We start from the raw sequence: 23905 nt of genomic DNA, 5'->3' as shown, positions 1-23905 counted from the left end.
ATTATGTATTTTTACAACAAATTTGAAAACTTTGGAATTAATAAAGAAATATTTCCCCAATTTAACCGATGACCAATACACGAAATTTGAGCAAATGGAGGGTCTTTATAAAGACTGGAATCTTAAAATTAACGTGGTTTCGCGTAAGGATATTGATGAAATTTACCTTAGGCACGTTCTACACTCTCTGGGCATCGCGAAAATTCAGGAATTTAAGGCTGGAGCCAAAATTTTAGATGTTGGGACCGGCGGTGGATTTCCAGGAATTCCATTAGCAATATTATTTCCTGAAACTAAATTTCATCTCGTTGATTCTATAGGAAAGAAAATGAAAGTGGTAAATGAAGTTGTGGAAGGTTTAAACCTTACTAACGTAAAGACCACAAATGCCCGCGTAGAAGAGATTTCTGGAACCTATGATTTTATAGTTAGTAGGGCAGTAGCAGCAATGCCAACCTTTGTGCATTGGACAAAAGGCAAAATTGCAAAGAAAAGCGAGCACGAGCTTAAGAATGGAATTCTTTATCTAAAAGGCGGAGACCTTTCTGAAGAATTAAAAGATTATCCCAAAGCAACGATCTATAATCTGCCCGATTACTTTGAAGAGGAATTTTTCGATACAAAAAAAGTTGTTTACCTGCCTTTAAAATATAAGCCTTAATCTTTTCTAATAATCACTTTCTTAGCATAATCTCCAGCGCTAGTGTAAATTTTTACAATATAAACGCCTGAGCTTAATGATTTTTCCTGCGGAACATGTATCTCCTTAATATCTGGTATTCCAAAATGCTGATCTACTAATTGGCCTGCGATATTATAAATATTGATGTGTTCAATTTTATGAAGTTCTGGATTGCTAATTACAAATTCCCTATTATCTAAGGAGTAATAATAATCAATAGGTCCTTCACCGGGTTCTTTATCTTTTCTCGTAGAAGTCACATCTTGAAAAACGATTTCATATAAATCCTGGTATTCTCCTGCAGGTAAACTGGCTTTAAAATTATCCTTCCTTAAATTGTAATATGTACTGTCGCTTTTATTACGTAGATAGATGTTAATAATGTCAGGAACATTCTCGAGTTCCCCAATTTCTATGGTGAATTCTTTTTCTTCGGTAATTTTAAGACCAATTGGTAATCTTTGATCTAAATTGAAATGAGGTACACCCTGGATTACAAATTTTCGGTCACCAATCATCCAATACATATCTTCCCTGGCATTATCTAACAAAGGTGCATCAAAACCTAGATCAAAGTGATTCGTGGTCTTGGCATCAGCCGTAACTAAAATTTGACGATTATATCCTGTAGGAGAATAAAAGTTTAACCTGATTTTATATCTTGAATCTTCAGATAATTTTTTGATATCCTTTTCTTTATTAATTTCCTCGGGCCTTAAAAACTGAGAATTATTCGCATTTTCTTCAGATGAGAAATAACGATATTTGTTTTTAAATGTTATCGTTCCGCCCTCAATGTTATTGTTGGTTTCTGCATTAGGATCCCCGGCTGCCGTGTTAATAAAAAATCCCTGTCCCACAGGAATAAATTGTCCCGGTTCTTTAGTGCCTGTAAGGCTAGTTTGATTGTTTATTCTTTCATCAGTTGAAATAGCTCTTAAACCACCAGACAAATTATAAGTGGCATAACCTCCTATATATTCAGCCAAAAAATGTGTTTTTCCTGAATAATGATCCCAAAAATATAAGGATCCATTAAATACATTTTGGGTATGATTGCCTTCTCCAGCCCTTATATGGTCTAGAATAAATTCGTAAGCATTTATAGCTGAGGGGTAAGGATTACCAATTAAATAATTTTGATTTGGTAAAATTCCAGTAAGTTCTATATCGCCATTGTTAGGGAAACCCTTAAAGGTATAATTTTGTAGCTTTCCTTCAGCGATATCAACATTTTCTGTTCCTTTCATTGTGTAGCCTTCACCGGGTTTTATAGCAGTGTAGCTTCCAATTTGTTCCCAAGCCGAATATTGGTTAGCCATCTTTTTCCTAAAAGCATTTATCCAATAATCGCTAATTTTAATGGGATTAGATTTTTGCCCATCGGCATGAGTATGAGCCCACTGGAAATTAATGCTTTTAAAGGTATTAGTTCCCACAGTAGACCCGTCGTATAAAACCTGATTCACTTTGTAGTTCGTGCTTGTAGCATTAGGTAATACAGGAGAACTCCAATAATTATAGTTAAAACTACTCGCCGTTCCTTGTTGATCGCGTTCTAAACTTCCTGAACCAGCTATTTTACTGCCTTCAGTTTGTACTAATTGAGATTCACCGTTTAGATCTATATGTCCGTTTAGTTCAAGGTAATGCGTAATGCGTAACTCGTTTCCAGAACTATTATTAGTGCCATTCATTATAATTTGGGTTCCATTTTCGGAAAACAAGCCTAATAATTTTATGTCTTTATTGTTTGAGTTTAAATTGTCTTTTTGAATTGCAATATTCCAGTTTATCTCCTCTCCGTTAATACCTTTGTCATTAGGGAATGTCCAGAATTTAGCCGAGCTTGGATCCCAGCTATTTTTATTGTGCCAAGCCCCATCATTAGTCGACTCATAAGGCATTGGTGCAGTATTATCCTGCATAGTCTGAATATTTTTTAGTAAGCCATTGGCATTTTGGCCAATACTTCCAAGATTATCAGTGAAACCATCAGAAATAAGATTATCCTGAGCTAGAAGCTGATAATAACCTAGTAAATTATCCCATGTTGGAAGTTCTGGGGCATTAGGGAGGTTTAAATTATTGCCCAATATTGCACCGCTTACATTTGTTCCATTTTTTTCCAGGCGCTGGTTCATAAAAAACCTAATTTGTGTGGATGAAATTGCTCCTTTCCAAATGCGTACTTCTTCAATGTAGCCTTCAAAATGATTTTTGCTTTCTATAATTTCACCTGGAGCATAAGCTGCTCCAATTAATGCTGGAGTATCTGTTGTTCCAACTGAATTTGGAATGTTGTTGGCATTGGTTTGAATTTCAATACCATCTACATAAATTTTAAGTGCTGAACCTGGATTATAAACAGCTGCAATATGAAACCAACGATTTGAATTGACTTTACTTCCCGAAACTACACTTTTCTCGTTTACCCGAAATGTAGGAGAACCATTATTAAGAAAAATGTCATAACCTGCATTTAGATTTTCTGTAGGTCTTTTAGAAAAAATAGTTTTTGTTCCAGAAGTTGAATGGGGTTTTATCCAGGCTTCTATTGAAAAAGCAGAATTAATATTGTAGTGATTGCCCAGGTCTACAAAATCATCTATACCGTCAAAGTTTAATTGGCTGCAAGATGGTGGGAAAGTTACTTCAATATCTCTAGAAACGTTACAGGCTGGATTTGCAACTGATGTAGCACTCCAGGTTAAAGTGTAAGGTGTGCCAGCCTGTCCTGTGAAACTTGTATTAGGATTAGTTGGGTCTCCCAATAATTCAGTTTCTCCGTTATTATAAGACCAGCTTCCAGTGCCAATTTCAGGATCTATAGGGGTTGCGGAGAGCCATAAAGTTTTTACACCGCATTCTGAAATTTCAGGAGCCTCCCCGGCATTGATTTCCGGTGGAGTAAGCGTGGTAAATGTTTTAACTTCAGCAGCACAGTTTTCACTTGAACTCACTAGAAATGTATATGCTTTTCCTCCCTGGAGTCCTGATATCACAAAACGTCCAGCAGTTGTATCATAGGTCACCTGATCTTGACCTAAACTTATTGAATTCCCTCCGGAATCCAATATTTCCAGCAGGTATGGAATGCTATCAGCGTCGATTTCTTCATCTGTAAACAGTCCACCGCTTACAGGAATAGCTACTAATGTACCAAATTCATCAAAACAAGAAGCTTCCTCTAGCTGTATTGGGTTTTCCACCAGCAATTTGTCTGGTTGATTGATTGTTATGGTATCTGACCTTACAACGCAGGACCTGGCATCTGTAACATCAACATAATAATCTCCCGCTACCAGGTTTTCTGCCACACTTCCTGTCTGCCCATTGCTCCATAAATAAGATAAAGGACTTGTGCCGGTATTATCAGCTATGTTAATTTCTATCTTTCCGTTGTTTCCTTCAAAGCAAGTAACATCTTGTGGTACAAGTTCTACCTCCGGGCTAATATTGAAAATAATGTTTAAAGTGTCACTCACAACTTCACAAATTGCCCCCGAATCAGGATCTGAAGTTAAAATTAATTCAATCTCTCCGGAAGAAATTTCTTCTGGGCTTGGATTATAGGTTGTATTTATACTATTAGAATCTGTAAATCTGGAATTATCCCCATCTGCCGTTGTCCAAACCCCTGTATTAATAGTCGGATGGCTAATAGAAGCTTGAGAAAGATCAATTAAAGGATCATTAGAACATATTTCTAAGTCCTCACCTGCAAAAACTACCGCTTTTTCGATTACCTCTACGGTAGTGGTTTTCGATTCCAGGTTGCAGCCATAGAAATCAGTAATTTCCAAAGAATATTCACCTGCCATTTCTGGGGTGGCATTGGGAATACTTAGCGTATCTGCTGCAGCTAAGTCTTCTTGTTCTGTAATTGTGGTAGAGTGGCTAAAACCATTGGGGCCTGTCCAGTCAAAAGTTATAGGTAAACGACCACCATCGAGATTTGCGGTTAATTCTATAGTTTCACCTTCGCAAATAGGGCCATTATTTTCCGGCGTAAATTCAAAATCGAAAGATCTAAAAGCAGCAAAAGAAATATCGTCTATCCCGAAATCGTTTCCTCCAGCGGTAGGGTTTTCATTAACAATTCTTACAGTAGCTATTGTATTATTACCAGAATTCCATAATTCAGGATTATAAAAATTAATCCAATTTCCTACGGGTTCGTTAGTTAGGTCGCCCAATGTGCTTTCAACTTCTACAGTACCATTTACTAATATCTGAATCCTTAAACGAGCTGGGCTCGCTGGGTTTACATTGGTTGTCCAGGCACTAAAATAATAATCGGTATCTGGAATTATTTCCAGGGGATTAGATTCCCAAACTACATTACCTACAGACACATCTCCATTAACAATCATAAAATTACCTCGGCCACCATGCCCTAATCCACTAAAATTATTATGATAGTTATAAGCATCTTCGCCAACTGCATAAGTGCCTTCCGGGTACATTTCTCTTCGAGAATTAGGATCATCCACTACATAATTATATACAGTGTTAAAGCCGGTGTTTCCATCTTCAAAATCTCCATTGATTATTAAATTTTCATTGGGCGTAATTGAAGTTGAAGCTTCGCAGCCTTCCTTGGTAACGTATAAAGTGTATGTTTGCGCTAAGCTTACCTGTATAGACTCCTCGGTGGAAATATTTTGTCCGGAAGCCACCCATCTATAAGAATCATAAACCTCACTTGAAGATAATAGAACCTGGTTTGTTTGATCTAAAGAACAGTAATTTGCAATAATTTCTGGTTGCAATGGATCTTTTACCTCAACTTCAACTGTACCTACTCCTGGACACTCGATGTCGGGGTCGGTATAGGTGGCTGTGAAAACCGTATTTTGAGATACTGATATATTTGTAGGGTTAGGTTCATTAGAACTCCAGTCTGGATTAGTTGAGGAAGTCCAAGTTACATCGGGAACAGTAGAGCCTTCACCAGTTAGCTTTACATTATCTATTGCCCACCAGTATCCCCAATATGCTCTATATTTAAATCGTATATATAAATTTTCATTTCCTGTCCAGCCATTTAAATCAAAGCTAACGAGGCCTTTTCTGGTTGCTCCCGGGGTGGCATAAACTCTTTCCCAATTATTGTTATCAGTAGAAACTTCAACTTCACCCAAACTATTATAAAATCTATAATATTGCCAAAATGAAAATTCAAGACTGCTGTAACCAACTGTATTTATACTTTGATTATACTGTAAAATAGTTTCCGTATATGTGTTTCTACCTTGAGCATCACTGCTTGAGAGATAAAACTGGCTTCCATCGTTAGAGCGAATAATATCATTATAATTTGGGGTATAATTGTTAGGTCTTAACCGCCATTGGGGTGCTTGAGAGTTTCCTCCCGTGGAATTATTAATACTTGTCCAATTATTTCCTGATCCATTAAAATTTTCTTCAATTAGTACTGGATCTACAGATTGCTCGCCCTCAAAGGTTGAATACAAATCTATAGTTTCCCCTGCGCAAAAATTATTTTTAGAAGCGGTAGCTATTACTTTAGGGCCTGACAATAGTGAAAAACTAACACTTTCTTCAACAGAACATCCTTTCGCTGAAGTAATCGTTATAAAATAAGTGACACCAATTTCAACTCCTGAATCATTATAAAGAATTTCATTTATGGCTCCTGAACCAGAGGAGGCTGCGTTACCTTCAAACGCATTTCTCCGCCAGGATATGCTTGAGTTTGGTAAAGAACTTTCCGGTGTGTAACTGATGCTGCTACCGTTACAAATATCCTCAATGGGTTCCTGAATTAACTGCGGAGCTGGGAAAATATCAACTTCAACTTCAAAATTATTTGTGCAACCATTATTTTCTAAAGTAAAAATGTATTTGGCTGTTATAGTATTGCCACTGTTGTTTACTAGTGATTCGTTAGGATTTGTATTATTCCTATCAGATGAATTTGTAGCAGCATTTTCACCAAGAGCGGCCCGGGACCAACTTATCGAAGTTTCTTCCAAATTACTCTCTGGTAAAAAATCAAAAGCTTCGCCGCTACAGATCTCTGTAGGTGCCTCCACTATATTGGTGATAACAGGTTGAATTTTATCTACAGTAACTTCCTGAACAACCGAACAACCGGCAGAGCTGCTACCTTTTATATAATAAATTCCTAAACCTACTTCAGAGGGATTGGAAAGGGGGATAGTGGCTTCTTCATTTTCCCAATAGGTGTAAGTTAATGAGTTGTTATTTTTTATAGAAGTATCTATAAGGTTAACTGCCGTAACACATTCTGGCAGGTTTATTTCAAACTCCGGATTGGGATTTACTGTAATTGTTACCGGAATTGTCGCGCCAGTACAACTATCTGCTTCCGGGGTAATTCGATAAATTACAGTTTGAGTTTGTGAGGTAGTATTAATAAGTTCTTGTTCTATTATTCCTTCAGCATCTAAACTTCCATTAATCGCACCCTCAATCCCTGCAGGTGCTTCAACCGTCCAACTAAAACCGGTATTTGTAACAGGGCTGGATAAGGCAATGTCCGTGATTTCTCCTGAGCAGATTTGATTTGAATAGGATGAGTTTACCACCGGACTTGGTTTTACCGTAACAGGAATTTCAACAGGTTTTCCAATACAGCCATTAGCTTTTGGGGTTATTTTAATTGTAGCATTTATAGGTGAATTCGTGTTATTTGCCGGAGTAAAAATCGGAATTTCTGAAACTCCAGATTTATTGGAAAGTCCAATTGAGGAACCACCGGTTATGTCATAGGTAATTCCACTAAAATTTCCGGTTAGTGCTATTGCCTGAGTGGGTGCCCCATTACAAAATTCTGGAATTTGCGGAACCTCAACCTGAGGCTTAGGCTTAACTTCAATTGTGAATGTTTGGGTTTCCCCAGTACAATTATTTGCGGAAGGGATTAGGGAAATGGTTGCAATTTGTGTTTGGTTGGTCTCATTGGTAGCTGTAAATGAGGTGATATTACCGTTTCCGCTTGCATTGAGGCCTATCCCCGGATTGTTATTGATCCATTCAACAATGCTTCCATCTACTGAAAAATTGGAAAGATCTATAGCATTAATGGTTTCGCCCTCACAAATTTCTATATCATTGGGCGTTGTAATAGTAGGAGTTGGATTAATAGTTATTTGGAAATTTTTTTCTTCACCCTGGCAGTTTCCACCAAAGGGGATTACTGTAAATTCAACAACTACCGGGTCGCTACTATTGTTTTTCGCAGTAAAGGCCGAGATATTACCGGTCCCGCTTGAAGCCAGACCAATATCTGTATTACTACTTTTTTGGTAAGACCATTGATACGAGGTAGCATTTGCTCCTGAAAAATTAATTTCGGGGACTGTTTCTGTATTGCAGAATGTACTGTTATTTATAGTCGGTATTTCTACCGTGGGTTCAGGGATAATAATTTTTTGCGTAGCGGTAACAGAATTTTCTGAATCATCGGTAAATATCCAGGTAATAGTGTAAGTTCCATAAGTGTCGTAAGATAATGGATCGTTGGTAGTTCCTGTTATTTCTCCATTACAATTGTCGACGGTAGTAGGGAAATTGGTGATTTGATCTTCACACGTCCATTCAAGATCAGGTATGGTTGGTGTTTGCGGATTTATTTTGTCTTCCACAGTAACGGTAGCCGTGTCTGAAGCTGTATTTCCGTTTTCATCGGTAACAGTGAGTATAATTGTATTGGTTCCTACATCATCACAGTCGAAACTGGATTTATCAATAGAAAGGTCTGAAATTCCACAATTATCGGAAGAGCCATTATCGATATCATTTGCCGTAATACTTGCATTTCCAGAAGCATCCAATTGAATAGTAATATCCCGGGCATTTGCAGTAGGATCTATATTATCCTGTACGGTAACAATTGCGGTATCTGAATCTGTTCTTCCGTTTTCATCGGTAACAGTGAGTGTAATCGTATTGGCTCCTACATCATCACAGTCGAAACTGGATTTATCAATAGAAAGGTCTGAAATTCCACAATTATCGGAAGAGCCATTATCGATATCATTTGCCGTGATACTTGCGTTTCCAGAAGCATCCAGTTGAATAGTAATATCCTGGGCATTTGCAGTAGGATCTATATTATCCTGTACGGTAACAATTGCGGTATCTGAATCTGAATTTCCATTTTCATCTCTAGCAGTTAAAGTAACAGTATTGTTTCCAATATTGGAACAATCAAAACTACTGATATTTAAACTAAGATTTTGAATGCCGCAAGCATCGTTAGAACCGTTATCAATCTGAGTAGCGGTTATATCGGCCTGTCCATTAGAATCTAGTTGAACAGTAATGTTTTGGGTAATTACTTCTGGGTTTATATTATCTTCAAAGCCTAAATTAAAACTATCTGAATTTGTTTCATCATTTGCATCGGTAACCGTTACGGTATAAGTTCCCTGTCCAAGATTGTTGAACTCTTCTCCTGATCCTGTAAAACCATTAGGTCCTGACCAGGAATAGCTGTAAGGAGAAGTACCTCCAGAAGCACTAACCTTTAAAACTCCATCTTTTTTATCGATACAAGTTGCCGGGGAATTTTCTATAAAAGAGACCGTTGGTGTTTCTTGCAAAAGAAAACCTACAAAAAATGATTTATTTTGGATTTGCTTTTCGGATACAGGTTTATCTGGCCCATAATTGATATTGGGAAATAAAGAACTAGCGGAAAGTAGGCACAATCCGAAAATAAAAACCGCTAAGAAAAACCGGGGAGTAATTTTACCCATAGGCAAATAATTGCTTTTAGAGAGTAAAATTACATATAAAAAATCTATTTTAACAAGAATTTAAATACAAAATAAAGATTTAAATGTCTAAAAACCAGTTTAAAGGCGATATTCATAATACTGTCATTATTTATTGTAGGAAAAATCTTTCTTAGATCATAATAAACTTCTTTTCCTTATTTCCATTTTCGGTAATCAGTTTTACCTTAAAGAAGTTAGTATGCATTTCTCTTATATTGATTGTATATTGTTTTTGATGGGGTATATTATTTTAAGTTTGAATTAGTCTTACTCCTAAGTCAGATAGAATCTATTCATAGCTTTTTATTGCTAAAACTATTTAGAACCTATCAGTTTTCGATTTCGACGTTGCGAGGTATCCACCTTGCCTAAGATTTTTGATGCTATCACTTAACTTATCATTCCAATATAAGGGCTGGGTGACGGGAATCTTCGAGAGTTCAATTTCAATCCTAAGTTTAGCTTTTTCCTTAATTTGATTTCCAATTTTAGAACTTGCTTTAAATTGAAGTTGGTATTATCTTTATTATAAATTCTTATTTTAAATTAACCGAAATATATCTTCCGGGATACCATCAATTAAAAGGGCGTTATTTACTAATAATCGGGGTGTTAAGTCCACTTAATAGCTTAGGATTATCTAATAATAGCCTATCACAACAAATGGCGGGAGCCGGTATAGGAATTTCGATCCTATTCTCTCTATGATCTGAAATCTTTGGTTTACCAGGAATCAAACTTACTTCAGGAATAATAGCTTAAATAAATTAATATTATTCCAGTAAGCGCCTATTAAACAAAAAAAAGCCACAGCTTTTGAAGCTGTGGCTTACTGTAAGTTAATTTCCTACAAAACTACTCTCCCAAAAATGGGTATCTGTAATCTGTTGCTGGAACAAAAGTTTCTTTAATTAATCTAACTGAGGCCCATCTTAGCAAGTTCATTTTAGAACCGGCTTTATCGTTAGTACCACTAGATCTAGCTCCACCAAATGGTTGTTGCCCTACTACGGCACCGGTTGGCTTATCATTAATGTAGAAGTTACCTGCTGCATTTTGTAATACATCTGTGGCAACAGCGGCCATATAACGGTCTCCAGAGAAAACTCCGCCTGTAAGTCCGTAGATACTTGTATTATCAACGGTTTTTAGCAAGTCTCTCCATTTTTCTTCACTATAATTTTTATCATCATATACATATATAGTTACTACAGGACCGAATAATTCGGTTTCCATAGTTGTATAATGAGGATCTGTAGTAAGAATTACAGTTGGCTCTATAAAATAACCTTCAGATTTATCGTAATTTCCTCCAATTACAACTTCTGCGTCTTTGTCTTTTTTAGCTTTATCAATATAACTAGCTAATTTATCGAATGCACCCTCGTGGATTACTGCATTGATAAAGTTCGTCATATCTTCAGGAGATCCCATTTTAAAAGATTCTAAATCTTCTCTTACAAATTCCTGAATCTCTGGCCATAGACTTTTTGGTAGGTAAACTCTAGAAGCTGCACTACATTTTTGTCCCTGGTATTCAAAAGCACCACGTGAAATTGCAGTTGCTACTTGTTTTGGGTTTGAAGTTGGGTGGGCTACGATAAAGTCTTTTCCACCTGTTTCTCCCACAATTCTTGGATAGGTTTTATACTTCTGGATGTTATTTCCAATTTTACCCCAAATTCCTTTAAATACATTGGTACTCCCAGTAAAGTGAATTCCAGCAAAATCAGGGCTGTCAAGTACAGTATTGGTGATCATCTCTGGATCTCCCATAACCATATTAATAACACCATCTGGCAAGCCAGCTTCTTTAAATACTTCCATAATCACCTGTGCAGAAAAGATCTGGCTGTCACTAGGTTTCCAAACAGCAACATTACCCATAAGGGCAGCGCTCGAAGGAAGATTTCCAGAAATAGCGGTAAAGTTAAAAGGGGTAATTGCATAAACAAAACCTTCTAACGGTCTATATTCAACGCGGTTCCAGTTTCCATCAGAAGATTCTGGTTGCTCATTGTACATATCTGACATGTATTCTACGTTAAAACGTAAAAAGTCACATAACTCACAAGCTGCATCTATCTCTGCCTGGTAGATATTTTTTGACTGCCCAATCATTGTAGCAGCATTAATTCTGGAACGGTAAGGTCCTGCAATAAGATCGGCTGCTTTTAAAAATACGGCAGCACGCTGTTCCCATTCCAATTTAGACCATCTTTCTCTGGCTTTTAGAGCTTCATCTATAGCTTGCTCTATATGCTTTTTCTTGGCAAGATGGTAAGTTCCTACTTTATGTTTGTGATCATGTGGAGGACGAATATCTGCCGTATCTCCAGTTTTTATAGCTTCAGATCCAATATAAAGAGGTACTTCCATATTGGAATTGTATAAGTCTTTATAAGTGAGTAAAACTTCTTCCCTTTCCGGGGTTCCCGGCGCATAAGATTTTACTGGCTCGTTAACCGCCTGTGGAACGTGAAAAAATCCTTTTCCCATAGTAATTATATATTTTTTGGTTTTTAATTATTCTGAGCATAAAGGTAAAAAAATTAGGTGATTTTTATTCCTTCAGAAAGCGCATTCACGAAAGCTTAACTATTTTTGTAAATTAAGCATTTTTATTAAGAAAATTTTATGTGCACTATAAGCCTTACAACTCATCCTGAGAATACTAACGGATTTATCTTAACATCTAACCGCGACGAAGCGACTGAAAGAAAAACCTATTTGCCCGATTTTAAGCAAGAAAATAATACTCGCCTGCTTTTACCTGAAGATGCAGTGGCCGGAGGAAGCTGGATTGGGGTAAGTGAAAAGAAAAGAGTATTATGCTTAATGAATGGTGGTTTTTTAGCGCATAAACGTGAAGATTCTTACCGAAAAAGCAGGGGTGTTGTTTTAAAGGACTGGCTTAGTGCTGATAATATTGATTCTGAAATTCGCAACTATAACCTGGAAAATATTGAACCCTTTACCGTGGTTATAGCCGATTGGTCTTCCGATTTATTTTTTGCTGAATTTGTGTGGGATGGTAGAAAGAAGCATTTTAAGAGATTACCGCTTCAGCCACAAATTTGGTCTTCTTCACCTTTATATGATGCAGAAATGAAAAAACTTAGGGAAGAATGGTTTTCTACTTTTCAGAAGGAAAAAGATCTTTCGGCTAAGAATCTTTGGGAATTTCATCATTCCGCCGGGAAAGGGGATAAGGAAATCGATCTAATTATTGACCGTGGTTTCCTGAAAACGAAAAGTATTTCGCAAATAGAATTTTTACCTGAGAAATTAAATTTTAAATATGAAGATCTTCAAAAAGGAGAAATAAATAATAAAGAATTTCCGGGACTTTAATTTAAAGCATAAGGAGCGCTTAGTTTAAAAGTTGGGATTTTAACTCTAAATTTTCGGGTTGAGGTGAAACTTATCATATTGTAATAACCACTCATAGAGCCAAAAGGTGAGCTTAAGAGGCAGCCGCTTTGATAGGTGTGCGATTCGCCGGGTTTTAAAACCGGTTTTTGCCCAATTACGCCCTCTCCCTGTACAATTTCGGTATTATTTAAAGCATCCTTGATCTTCCAAAAACGAGAAGTTAACTGCACCGAGTCGTTGCTTTGGTTCTCAATAGTTATATGATAGGAAAAAGCAAAACGAGAGCCAAGGTTCTTTAAGAAAGTACCTTCAAAATTGGTGTTAACCGAAATTTTTATGCCTCTTGTAACTTGCTGAATCATATATTAATATATAGCGAAAGATGCTAAAATTGAAATTATTGCTGCAATTCCTGCTAAAATAAAAAATATAAAGTTTAGCAGTATAAACTTTACAATCGTTTTAACACGTCCCTGGTTATAAAAACCACGCAATGCTTTATATAAATAAAAAGCGAAAATAAAATTGAAAAGAGTAAAGGCCCAGTTTCCGGGAAAAATATAATCTAGAAAAAGCTCTAAACTTAGAAGAATGAAAAACGTAGTTTGTACGTGAAAAGTAAAAATTAAATGTTCAATATAATTAAAAGGGCGCCTAATGTATAGAAACCAAATAAAGAGGGCGAAAACCGGCAGGTAGAAGAAAATAATAAAAGGCATTTTATTGATGAAATAGTTTAAAAAGATTCCCGGGTTTTCTTTTAAAGTATTCCAATCTACCGCTTTCTTGTAGAGCCAATGGTTGTATGCGGTTTGGCGATATGAAAGACTGTCCATCGCAGTTTCCGCATTTCTAATAGTCGTTTCTTTATAAAATCTTGAATAAATATCGAATTTTAAACTTCCCGCATCCAGGTAGGTCATGGTATCTATATCTTCTGTGGGCACATACAATTCTTTGTAGGAACGTTTTGCATTTCTTTGTTGATTGGTAATTAAAGAATCTAAATTAATTTCACCACCGCCCGGGGTGGGAATTAGGTTTGGTGTGGCGAGGCTGTCTTGTGCAAATTGCTCTAATTCGGCATTATCGACTATAGGTTCTAAATTTTGAAAAGAATTTCCAAAACCCCAAATTAGAAAAAAGATAATCGAGGCACTTAAATAAAATTTAAAAGGATTGGCGTAGCGCATCCTCTTTCCTTCAATATACTCTTTGGAAATCTTTCCAGGGGAAAATAGCAAAACCCGCAGTGTACGATGAAACCTGGAGTCGTAGGCGAAAATTCCTGAGAAAAATTCAGAAAAAAAATCGTCGAATTTTAATTTTTTAGTGCTGTTTAATTGTCCACAGCTGGGGCAATATTTATCACTTTTATCCAGCGGATGCTCACAGTTAAGACATTTAGAGCCCCTATGCTTTAGATCGTATCTACTGCGTGTCATCATTGTGATGAATTGGTTAGTCGCTTAGTTGGTTATTCCGGTAGAATTTGCGCTGCCAGTTCCTATTAATCGGTAGTATCTTGAGCCGGGACTTCGGTAATAGACTAAAACCTGGTAGGAGTTTTCGGTTTCGTCAAAATTTCCGGTAAAAAATCCTTCATCAATCGTTCCATCAGTACGTTTCAGTACATATTTGTAATTATAAAACCCCTGCTTAAAAAGTCTGGCGCCTTCGTAAAGATCGGAATTTTCGTTATAATCCAACTGGGTGCTTTTATCTAAAATAAAATTATTGAAACCCCCGTAAATATGTACTTCGCCGCCGTCTAATTCTGAATAGTTTTCCAGATTAAAATGCACCCAAACATATTCTGCTTCAATGGAGGGATTTTCAGCGGGTAAGCTTCTTATTACAAACTGCCCGTTTATATCTGGATTGTAGGTGTAGGGTTCGTTAGCCCGAGTACGGTCTGGAAATAAATAATGGTGGTAGAGTTCCTTTAATGCAACCGATGAGATATCGGCTGAAGTGGCTCTTAGTTCTTTATTGTCGAACTGAGTATATTCATTGCCGCCCCAAAAGGCCGTTTCATTATCGTATCTATAAACCAGTTCATTCCCAATATTATATTGTGGTTTTATATTCTTGATCGCAGTCTTTAAATTGTGGTTTTGCGTGATAAGAATCTTAACATTATTATCAGGATTTTTAAGAATTAGGTCTGAAGATTCTATACTAAAGTTAACCACTTGTTTTTCATCAATAAATTCAAGATTTCTGGAACGCCGAAGATTAACCCTAACCTGGGCTATATTTTCGTAAACCATAAATTTTCGGGAGAAAACCAGTTCTTTTTCGCTGTTAAAGATCTTGATCATGTAATTCCCGCTTACCTTGAATCCGCCAGTATCTTCATTAGGTATTTTGAGTTCGTAGTGGGAAAATGGTTGTAGCGTGTTATAGGAATTCAAATAATTAAAGATTCTAATATCATCAAAGCCTGTTAAATATTCAGATTTTGCAAGTGGGGTAGGTGTCCAGTCGTAGTTGTAATGTTCTATAGTGTAATAATAATCGGCTTCGTCACCAATAATATCATCGAATTTCAAAGTTAGACCTTCCCCCAGTCTCAATACTGGATTTCCGGTGTTGGTTTGTGAGTTCCCGTATAACTGTATGCTTCTAATGTAGTTTGGTGCAATGTTTTCTTCAACAGCCTGAGCTACCAGTTTTAGCGATAGCATTGTAAGGGAAAGAAGCAGGAAATAGTTTTTCATTAGAAGTAGAATCTATGCAAATGTACTTACAAATCTTATTCCGAAATTTTTAACATTTCATTTTAACAGTTTCAGTCGTTGAAAATTCTTTGATTTCTTGGGATATGTGCGGTTAAAATTCTTAAATTTGCACGACTTTAAAACAAAAAATTTTTAACATACACTCCATCCTATGTCAAAAGACATTCGAATTAAAAGAGGTTTATCTCTACAATTAGAAGGAGAGGCAGAAAAGGAACTTGTAAAAGCTCCAAGATCTAAAACCTACGCTATCAAACCGCCAGATTTTCATGCAGTAGTACCAAAAATGGTAGTAAAAGAAGGAGCGAAACTTCTTGCAGGCGATGAAATATTCTTTTCTAAATACACTGAAGAAGTACGTTTTACCAGTCCTGTTAGCGGGACGCTTAAAGAAATTAAGCGCGGTGATAAACGTAGAGTAATGGAGGTGATTATAGAGGCGGATCCTGAAGATGGCTATAAAGAATTTGGTAAGTTAGATGCTTCTTCTACAGATGCAGAAGCAATTAAAGCTCGTATCCTGGAAAGTGGATGTGGTGCCTTTATTAATCAACGTCCTTACGATATTGTAGCTGATCCAAAAGATACTCCAAAGGCGATATTTATTTCTGCTGTTAGTACAGCGCCATTAGCTCCAGACTGGGGTTTTATTCTTAAAGATAAAGTGGCTTCTTTTCAGGAAGGAATAAATGCGTTGAAGAAATTAACTCCGGGTAAAGTGCATCTTTCAGTAGATAAATCTTCAGCTCAATATCTTTCAGATATTAAAGGTGTGGAGCTTCATCACGTTTCTGGACCGCATCCTGCAGGAAATGTTGGTGTTCAAATTCATAAAATTAACCCTATTAATCAGGGGGAGCGCGTTTGGACGGTTAATCCGGAAAATGTTAGCGTAATTGGTGATTTGTTCCTAACTGGAAGATATCTAGCTAAAAGAACCATTGCCTTAACTGGAAGTGAAGCAAAAGATAGAAAATACTACGATACTTTAATTGGTGCTAGTGCTGCAGACCTTATTGGGCAGGTTCCAGATGATATTAGAATTATATCTGGGAATGTACTAACGGGTACTAAACTGTCAAATAATCAATATATTGGATTTTTTGATAACGCTCTAACACTTATTCCTGAAGGGAATAATTACCGAATGTTTGGATGGTTACCATTTACTTATAATAACATTCATTCAAATTCAAAAACTTCTTTATCCTGGATGTTTCCAAATAAGAAATTCAAACCTACTACCAATTTAAACGGGGAAGAAAGAGCCCTGGTAGTAACTGGAGAAATGGAAGAGGTTTTGCCAATGGATCTTTTTCCTATGCAGCTAATTAAAGCTTGTATGGCGGGAGATATTGAAAAGATGGAAAACCTTGGGATCTATGAAGTAGCTCCTGAAGATTTTGCAGCTGTAGAATATGTAAATACTTCCAAAATCGAAATTCAGGAAGTTATTCGTTTAGGTTTGGATTTAATGATTACTGAAGTAGGTTAAAAAGAAGTTAGAATATGGAATGGATAAGACAAAGATTAGATAAAATAAAAGAACCCTTTGGGAAGGGGAAAAAATATGAGAAGTATGCACCGGCAGTAAACGCTCTGGATACTTTCTTATTTACTCCTAATCATACCACTCAAAAGGGAGCTCATATTAGAGATGCGGTAGATTTAAAGCGTACTATGATTACAGTTGTAGTTGCACTTATACCAGCACTTTTATTTGGAATGTGGAATGCTGGATATCAGCATTACTCCCAATTAGGGGAAGCTTTTACTTTTTGGGAAGCTTTTGGTCACGGAGCCTTGAAGATTCTTCCTATGGTAGCCGTTTCTTACGGGGTAGGTTTAGGAATTGAATTCGCTTTTGCAATTTTTAGAGGGCACGAGGTAAACGAAGGTTATTTGGTAACCGGTTTGTTAATCCCAATGATTATGCCTATTGATATCCCATTGTGGATGGTAGGACTTTCAGTAGTATTTGCTGTTTTAGTTGGTAAAGAAGCATTTGGAGGTACAGGAATGAACATTTTAAACCCGGCTTTAACAGCCAGGGCTTTTGCATTTTTTGCTTATCCAACCTATATGTCTGGAAACCAGGTATGGGTTAGTGAAGCTTATAATGTAGATGCAATTTCTGGAGAAACAATATTAGGATCTTTAGCAGCTGGAGAAAATGCGAGCTATTCAGCAATGGAGATGTTCTCTGGGGTAATCCCCGGTTCTATTGCCGAAACTTCTACGATATGTATACTGGCCGGAGCATTGCTTCTGGTGTTGACTAAAGTAGGTAGCTGGCGAATAATTGTAAGTGCTATTTTAGGTGCAGCAGCAATGGCCTTGATTTTTAATGCATTGCCATCTATGGGAATTGAGGGTAATAATTTAACCAACTTCCCCTGGTACCAACATCTTATTGTTGGAGGTTTAGCTTTTGGAATTGTATTTATGGCGACAGATCCAGTTTCTGCAGCACAAACCTTAAAAGGAAAATGGATTTATGGTTTTCTAATAGGTTTTCTGGCAGTAATGATCAGGGTTTTTAACCCGGCATATCCGGAAGGGATAATGTTGGCTATTTTATTGATGAATGTATTTGCTCCAACAATAGACCATTACGTAATACAGTCTAATGTTAAGCGCAGAAGGAATAGAGTAAAAACAGCCACCGGTCAAGTGGAAACAGCAGTTTAGTTATGGAAGAAAAATCAGTAAATAAAACAAACAGTAACGGCTACACGTTTATATTCGCCATAGTTATGGTGTTGGTGGTTGCCGTTGTATTATCATTTACCGCTACTTCTCTTCAACCAATACAACGAGAGAATGTACGCCAGGAAAAAATGCAAAGTATTCTTGCAACTATTGGTATTGAAACCGATAGAGCCGGGGCCGAGGCATTATATGATAAACATATTACAGAAGAAGTCGCTTTGATGTATGACGGCTCTGTAGCAGAAGATGTAGATGCTTTTACAGTAGACCTTGCAAAGGAAATAAAGAGGGAAGATAATGAACAAATTTTCCCCTTATATGTTGCCGATGTAGAGGGTGAGAAGTATTACATTGTACCACTTCGTGGTAATGGACTTTGGAATGCTATTTTTGGATATATTTCCCTTAAGGACGATGTAAATACTATTAAGGGGGCTACTTTTGATCACCTTGGGGAAACTCCAGGTTTAGGAGCCGAAATCACCAAACAATGGTTTAAGGAAAGCTTTGCAGATGAAAAGATTTTTGATGAAAGTGGAAATCTTGTTGGAGTTTCTGTAGTTAAAGGTGATATAGATCCTTCAGATAAAGACGATAATCAGGTAGATGCTATCTCTGGTGCTACAATTACAGGAGATGGGGTTTCAGATATGATTTCAAATAGGCTTCAGTATTACCTGCCTTATTTTGAACAGCAGAAAGATATTAAAGTTGCAATTCAATAATTATGGATAAAGAAAAATTAAATATTTCCGAAGAAAAGGAAAAAAAGAAGAAAGAAATGATTCTGTTCTTATCCAGTTCAGAAGAAAAAGAACATTTTCTCTCTAAAGGAAACAGGAAATTATTGACAGATCCATTGGATGACAATAACCCAATTACGGTACAGGTACTTGGTATTTGTTCTGCTTTGGCAATTACCGTTCAATTAGAACCTGCAGTGGTTATGGCTATTGCCGTAGTAGCGGTTATGGCATTTAGTAATATGATTGTTTCTATGCTGCGGAATATGATTCCGAGTAGAATTAGGATTATTGTACAGCTAGTAGTTGTGGCTTCTCTTGTGGCTCTTGTAGACCAGGTTTTAAAGGCTTATGCCTATGATGTGAGTAAACAACTTTCCGTATTTATTGGATTGATTATTACGAACTGTATTGTAATGGGACGTTTAGAAGCTTTTGCTTTAGGAAATGGTGTTTATAAATCTTTTCTTGATGGGGTTGGAAATGCTGCCGGATATGGATTGATCTTAATCATTGTAGCATTCTTTCGTGAACTTTTAGGTTCTGGTAAATTATTTGGTTTTGAAGTATTAGGTCACAAAGGTGTAACCGATGCTGAATCTACCGGTTTATATGCACTGGGATATGTAGATAATGGGCTTATGCTGTTATCACCAATGGCGCTTATTGTAGTTGGCCTACTTATTTGGGTACAACGTGCAAGAAACCGTAAACTAATAGAGGAAAACTAAAAGCATAAACAGCTAAAAAATATAGAATGGATTATATAAACTTATTTGTCAGGAGTATTTTCATAGAAAATATGATTTTTGCCTACTTCCTAGGGATGTGTTCCTATTTGGCAGTATCAAAAACAGTAAAAACAGCTGTTGGTTTAGGTGCCGCAGTAATTTTTGTACTTACAATTACAGTACCTATCAACTACCTTTTAGATAACTATCTTCTTAAGGCTGGTGCTTTAACCTGGTTAGGAGATGAATTTGCAAACGTAGATCTTAGTTTTCTAAGTTTCATTATGTTTATTGCAGTTATTGCATCTATGGTACAACTTGTAGAAATGATTGTTGAGAAATTTGCTCCCGCACTTTATGGTGCATTGGGTATTTTCTTACCACTTATCGCAGTAAACTGTGCAATTCTTGGTGGAGCCTTATTTATGCAACAAAAAGACTTTAGTGTTATTACAGAAGCTATAACTTATGGTTTTGGTAGTGGTATTGGTTGGTTCCTCGCAATTCTTGGAATCGCAGCTATTCGTGAAAAAATAGCTTACTCTAATGTGCCTGCTCCTTTAAAAGGATTAGGAATTACATTCATTATCACCGGGCTTATGGCTTTAGGTTTTATGAGTTTTATGGGAATTAAATTATAATCGCAAAAGAAAGATTATGACAGTTATAATAGCAAGTGTACTAGTATTTTTAGCATTAATACTCATATTGGTTTCTGTATTACTGGGAGCGAAGGCCAAATTAGCGCCATCGGGACCTGTTACCATAAACGTAAATGGGGAAAAAGATATGGAAGTAGGTTCTGGAGGAACTTTACTTTCTACTTTAGGTGATAATAAATTATTCTTACCCTCTGCCTGTGGTGGTGGTGGAACCTGTGTGCAATGTAAATGTATCGTAAAAGAAGGTGGAGGCGCAATTTTGCCCACTGAAGAACCTCATTTTACGAGAAAAGAGATCGCCCAGGGTTGGCGCCTTGGTTGCCAGGTAAAGGTTAAAGAAGATATGAAAATTACCATTCCTGAAGAGGTTTTTGGTATTAAGAAATGGGAAGCTACCGTAATGAGAAATTATAACGTAGCCTCTTTTATCAAGGAATTTGTAGTAGAAATTCCTGAAGATATGGATTACAAAGCAGGAGGATATATTCAAATTGAAATTCCTAAATGCGAGGTTAAATTTGAAGATATGGATATTACTGCTCACCCGGAAGAGCACGATAGTCCAGAAATGTTTAAAGCTGAATGGGATAAGTTTAAGCTTTGGCCTCTAGTTATGAAAAATCCTGAAACAGTGGAGCGTGCTTACTCAATGGCTTCCTATCCTGCAGAAGGACGTGAAATTATGCTTAATGTACGTATTGCAACTCCGCCCTGGGATAGAGCTAAAGATGGTTGGATGGATGTAAATCCTGGAATAGCATCTTCTTATATATTTTCAAGAAAAAAAGGAGATAAAGTAACTATCTCTGGACCTTATGGAGAATTCTTTATAAACCAAAGTGAAGCTGAAATGCTTTATGTAGGTGGAGGAGCCGGAATGGCGCCTATGCGTTCACACTTATATCACCTCTTCCGTACTTTGCAAACCGGTAGAAAAGTTACTTACTGGTATGGAGGTAGATCTAAAAGAGAATTATTTTATACAGAACATTTTAGAGCATTAGAAAGAGATTTTCCAAACTTTAAATTCTATTTAGCGCTTTCTGAGCCTATGGAGGAAGATAATTGGAAAGTGAAGGATAGCCTTGATGCGGAAGGAGACGGTTTTGTAGGGTTTATTCACCAGGTAGTAATAGACAACTATTTAAGCCATCACGAAGAACCTGAAGATATTGAAGTTTACTTCTGTGGGCCGCCACTTATGAATAAAGCGGTACAGAAAATGGCCGAAGATTTTGGCGTACCAGATGAGAACATCAGATTTGATGATTTTGGAGGATAAAAAATTAAATCCCGCTTTCTAAAGCGGGATTTTTTATTTTTGTACTATGGGTAAATTAAGTGATCAGGAATTACATAACCTGGCAATGAATATTGTTGGAAATGAACTCGAGAAAAATGGTTACGAATTTCTTGGGGTAAATAGTGAGTTTAAACGAGATCCGCAGTTTGTAGCTTTAAAAGATAAAAAGCTTCATTTTGTTATTGTTAGGGCTATAGAATATCCACACGACCCCAGGGACTATGATATTGCCTTTTTAAAATCTATAAAAGAACATGCCCTTAAATTTAATGCCAGAACTTTCTATGCCGGTGTAGGATTGGCTAACTCGGCAGATTACGAGAAGCCTGTGATGCACGGGGAAGAATATGTAGTGAATTATGAATCCTGGCAGGAAATTTAATTAAATAGAATTAACCTATTCCATGAAAAAAGTTGCGCTTAGTTTCCTTGTCGTTTTATTTTTTATTTCCTGTACGAGTGATGGTCCTCAAGTCTATACTGAAACCGGTAAAGCATTGGGAACAACGTACCAGGTGAAATATTTTTCTTCAGAAGACTTTAATACTAAAAAAGCTTTAGATTCAATTTTTGAGATGATTAACTCTTCCATGAGTACTTATCAAACCGATTCTGATATCTCCAGAATAAATTCAGGGGCTGAAGATATTGAGGTTGATAGCCATTTCCAGCAGGTTTTTAAATACTCTCAAAAGATTTTTAATGAAAGTGAGGGCTATTTTGATCCAACGGTGGGTAGTTTAGTCAATGCTTATGGATTTGGCCCCGATAAGCCTTTAAACGAATTGGAAGCCTCACAATTAGATTCTATTAAAGAATTGGTAGGCTTTGATAAAGTTGAATTAACCGAAGATAATTTTATTAGAAAAGAAAATCCTGATATCTATCTCGATTTTAATGCCATTGCAAAAGGCTACACCATAGATGTTATTGCTGAATATTTAGACTCTAAAAATGTTGAAAACTATCTAATTGAATTGGGTGGGGAATTAGTGGCTAGAGGCCGTAATATTGAAAAGGAGGCCGATTGGATGGTTGCTATAGATAACCCGCAGCAAACTAATGAAGAACGTACTTTCCAAAGCGTTTTGGCTTTAAACGATCGCGCTATGGCTACTTCTGGGAACTATAGAAAATTTAGGGTAGACTCTACTACAGGAAAACGCTTTGTGCATACTATAAATCCCTTAACCGGCGAAGCAGAAAAAAGTGATTTACTAAGTGCGTCTGTTCTTGCTGAAAACTGCACTCTGGCAGATGGTTATGCCACCGCTTTTATGGCATTGGGGTATGAAAAATCTTTAGAAATGTTGAGGCGAATTGAAAATGTAGATGTTTATTTTATATATGCAGATGAAGCAGAAAGCATCAGAATCTTTTCTTCAGAAGGTTTTGACGAAGCCTTAAGAGATTAGCGCTTATAACAAACAGGAATAACTTCTCCTTTTGCTAATCGATATTTATCAATTTCCTCGGCAGATAGTTGAGTGGTGTAAGCTACTTCTTCTACTTTAAAACCAATCTTTCTAAGTTTTTCAAAATAATCGCTCCCGTAGATTCTTACGTGGTCATATTGGCCAAAAATACGTTCGCGTTCTTTTCTATCGGTGATGGAGTCATCTTCAAAAGTTACAGCTCGATTTAGATCTTGCGGAATTTGTAAAATAGCCGTACCTCCTGGCTTTAAAATACGATAGAGTTCCTGCATTGCTTTGGTGTCATCAGGAATATGTTCTAAAACATGATTGCAGAGAATAAAATCGAATTCATTTTCTTTAAACGGAAGATCGCAAATATCAGCTTCTACATCGGCTAAAGGAGAATTTAGGTCGGTAGTAGTGTAATCGAGGTTTTTGAGCTTTCTAAAACGTTTGTAGAATGCCTGTTCTGGTGCAAAGTGAAGTACTTTTAGTCTCTTCGTAAAAAAATCAGTCTCATTTTTTAGATATAACCAAAGTAAACGGTGCCTTTCCAGGGAAAGGGTAGAGGGAGAAAGTACATTCTCGCGCTGGTTGATATATCCGTAAGGTAGAAACCTGGAGAAGCTTTTACCATCTATAGGATCGGTGTAGGTATTTCCGCGGAGCGCGTATTTAAAGAAAGGTTTTATCCAATAGCTCAACCTTATCAGTAAAGGTCTGGGAACGGTATTTAAAACTACTTTAAAAAGCTTCTTCAT

16 protein-coding genes are annotated in these 23905 nt (G+C 36.7%); 10 read left to right on the top strand and 6 right to left on the bottom strand.

Going from position 1 to position 23905, the window contains the following annotated elements:
- Nucleotides 1–31 precede the first annotated feature (31 nt).
- Nucleotides 32–661, top strand: coding sequence for a 16S rRNA (guanine(527)-N(7))-methyltransferase RsmG (gene rsmG, locus FG27_RS04045; RefSeq protein WP_037315843.1), 630 nt, complete (start codon nt 32–34; stop codon nt 659–661).
- Here rsmG and FG27_RS04040 read toward each other — a convergent pair.
- Nucleotides 658–9435 (bottom strand): LamG-like jellyroll fold domain-containing protein, encoded by an 8778-nt coding sequence (locus FG27_RS04040; protein WP_037315839.1) that lies wholly within the window; start codon nt 9433–9435, stop codon nt 658–660. The genes rsmG and FG27_RS04040 overlap by 4 nt on opposite strands.
- Nucleotides 9436–10311: 876 nt before the next feature.
- Nucleotides 10312–11955 (bottom strand): L-glutamate gamma-semialdehyde dehydrogenase, encoded by a 1644-nt coding sequence (gene pruA, locus FG27_RS04035; protein WP_037315835.1) that lies wholly within the window; start codon nt 11953–11955, stop codon nt 10312–10314.
- A gap of 138 nt (nt 11956–12093) precedes the next feature.
- Between pruA and FG27_RS04030 the strand changes: the two genes are divergently transcribed.
- Nucleotides 12094–12810, top strand: a complete 717-nt coding sequence (locus FG27_RS04030) for an NRDE family protein (RefSeq protein WP_037315832.1) — start codon at nt 12094–12096, stop codon at nt 12808–12810.
- Here the strand turns inward: FG27_RS04030 and apaG are convergent.
- The 3 genes from apaG to FG27_RS04015 are packed head-to-tail and all read right to left on the bottom strand — an operon-like array spanning nt 12807 to nt 15554.
- The gene (gene apaG, locus FG27_RS04025; RefSeq protein WP_037315829.1) at nt 12807–13193 is read right to left on the bottom strand and encodes a Co2+/Mg2+ efflux protein ApaG; all 387 of its coding nucleotides are present in this window, start codon (nt 13191–13193) and stop codon (nt 12807–12809) included. The two genes, FG27_RS04030 and apaG, sit on opposite strands and share 4 nt — an antisense overlap.
- Before the next feature lie 3 nt (nt 13194–13196).
- Complete coding sequence (locus FG27_RS04020; RefSeq protein ID WP_231563254.1) at nt 13197–14279, bottom strand: DUF3667 domain-containing protein; 1083 nt, start codon at nt 14277–14279, stop codon at nt 13197–13199.
- Between the two features lie 21 nt (nt 14280–14300).
- Nucleotides 14301–15554, bottom strand: a complete 1254-nt coding sequence (locus FG27_RS04015; protein WP_037315825.1) for a DUF5103 domain-containing protein — start codon at nt 15552–15554, stop codon at nt 14301–14303.
- 172 nt (nt 15555–15726) lie between these two features.
- Here FG27_RS04015 and FG27_RS04010 point away from each other — a divergent pair, with 172 nt between their 5' ends.
- From FG27_RS04010 to FG27_RS03975, 8 genes are read left to right on the top strand one after another with little or no spacing between them, the layout of a single operon-like run.
- A complete protein-coding gene (locus tag FG27_RS04010) occupies nt 15727–17070 on the top strand; it encodes a Na(+)-translocating NADH-quinone reductase subunit A (protein ID WP_037315822.1) in 1344 nt (447 codons plus the stop codon).
- A 14-nt stretch (nt 17071–17084) separates the two neighbouring features.
- The gene (locus FG27_RS04005; protein ID WP_037315819.1) at nt 17085–18266 is read left to right on the top strand and encodes an NADH:ubiquinone reductase (Na(+)-transporting) subunit B; all 1182 of its coding nucleotides are present in this window, start codon (nt 17085–17087) and stop codon (nt 18264–18266) included.
- Between the two features lie 2 nt (nt 18267–18268).
- Entirely contained in the window at nt 18269–19012 is a 744-nt protein-coding gene (locus FG27_RS04000) for a Na(+)-translocating NADH-quinone reductase subunit C (RefSeq protein WP_037315816.1), read from the top strand.
- A gap of 2 nt (nt 19013–19014) precedes the next feature.
- On the top strand, nt 19015–19761 hold the full coding sequence (locus FG27_RS03995; RefSeq protein WP_037315812.1) for an NADH:ubiquinone reductase (Na(+)-transporting) subunit D: 747 nt from the start codon (nt 19015–19017) through the stop codon (nt 19759–19761).
- A 26-nt stretch (nt 19762–19787) separates the two neighbouring features.
- Nucleotides 19788–20402, top strand: a complete 615-nt coding sequence (nqrE, locus tag FG27_RS03990) for an NADH:ubiquinone reductase (Na(+)-transporting) subunit E (protein WP_037315810.1) — start codon at nt 19788–19790, stop codon at nt 20400–20402.
- Nucleotides 20403–20418: 16 nt separating this feature from the next.
- The gene (gene nqrF, locus FG27_RS03985; protein WP_037315807.1) at nt 20419–21705 is read left to right on the top strand and encodes an NADH:ubiquinone reductase (Na(+)-transporting) subunit F; all 1287 of its coding nucleotides are present in this window, start codon (nt 20419–20421) and stop codon (nt 21703–21705) included.
- Between the two features lie 46 nt (nt 21706–21751).
- Complete coding sequence (locus tag FG27_RS03980; protein ID WP_037315804.1) at nt 21752–22108, top strand: hypothetical protein; 357 nt, start codon at nt 21752–21754, stop codon at nt 22106–22108.
- Nucleotides 22109–22130: 22 nt separating this feature from the next.
- Nucleotides 22131–23141: an FAD:protein FMN transferase gene (locus FG27_RS03975; protein ID WP_037315801.1), complete on the top strand. Its 1011-nt coding sequence runs from the start codon at nt 22131–22133 to the stop codon at nt 23139–23141.
- Here FG27_RS03975 and FG27_RS03970 read toward each other — a convergent pair.
- Nucleotides 23138–23905, bottom strand: coding sequence for a class I SAM-dependent methyltransferase (locus FG27_RS03970; protein ID WP_037315798.1), 768 nt, complete (start codon nt 23903–23905; stop codon nt 23138–23140). The genes FG27_RS03975 and FG27_RS03970 overlap by 4 nt on opposite strands.

Origin of the sequence: Salegentibacter sp. Hel_I_6 (assembly GCF_000745315.1) — a bacterium.
Classification (GTDB): Bacteria; Bacteroidota; Bacteroidia; order Flavobacteriales; family Flavobacteriaceae; genus Salegentibacter.
Note: the sequence above shows the minus strand (reverse complement) of the source record. Positions and strands in the feature narration are given on the sequence as shown.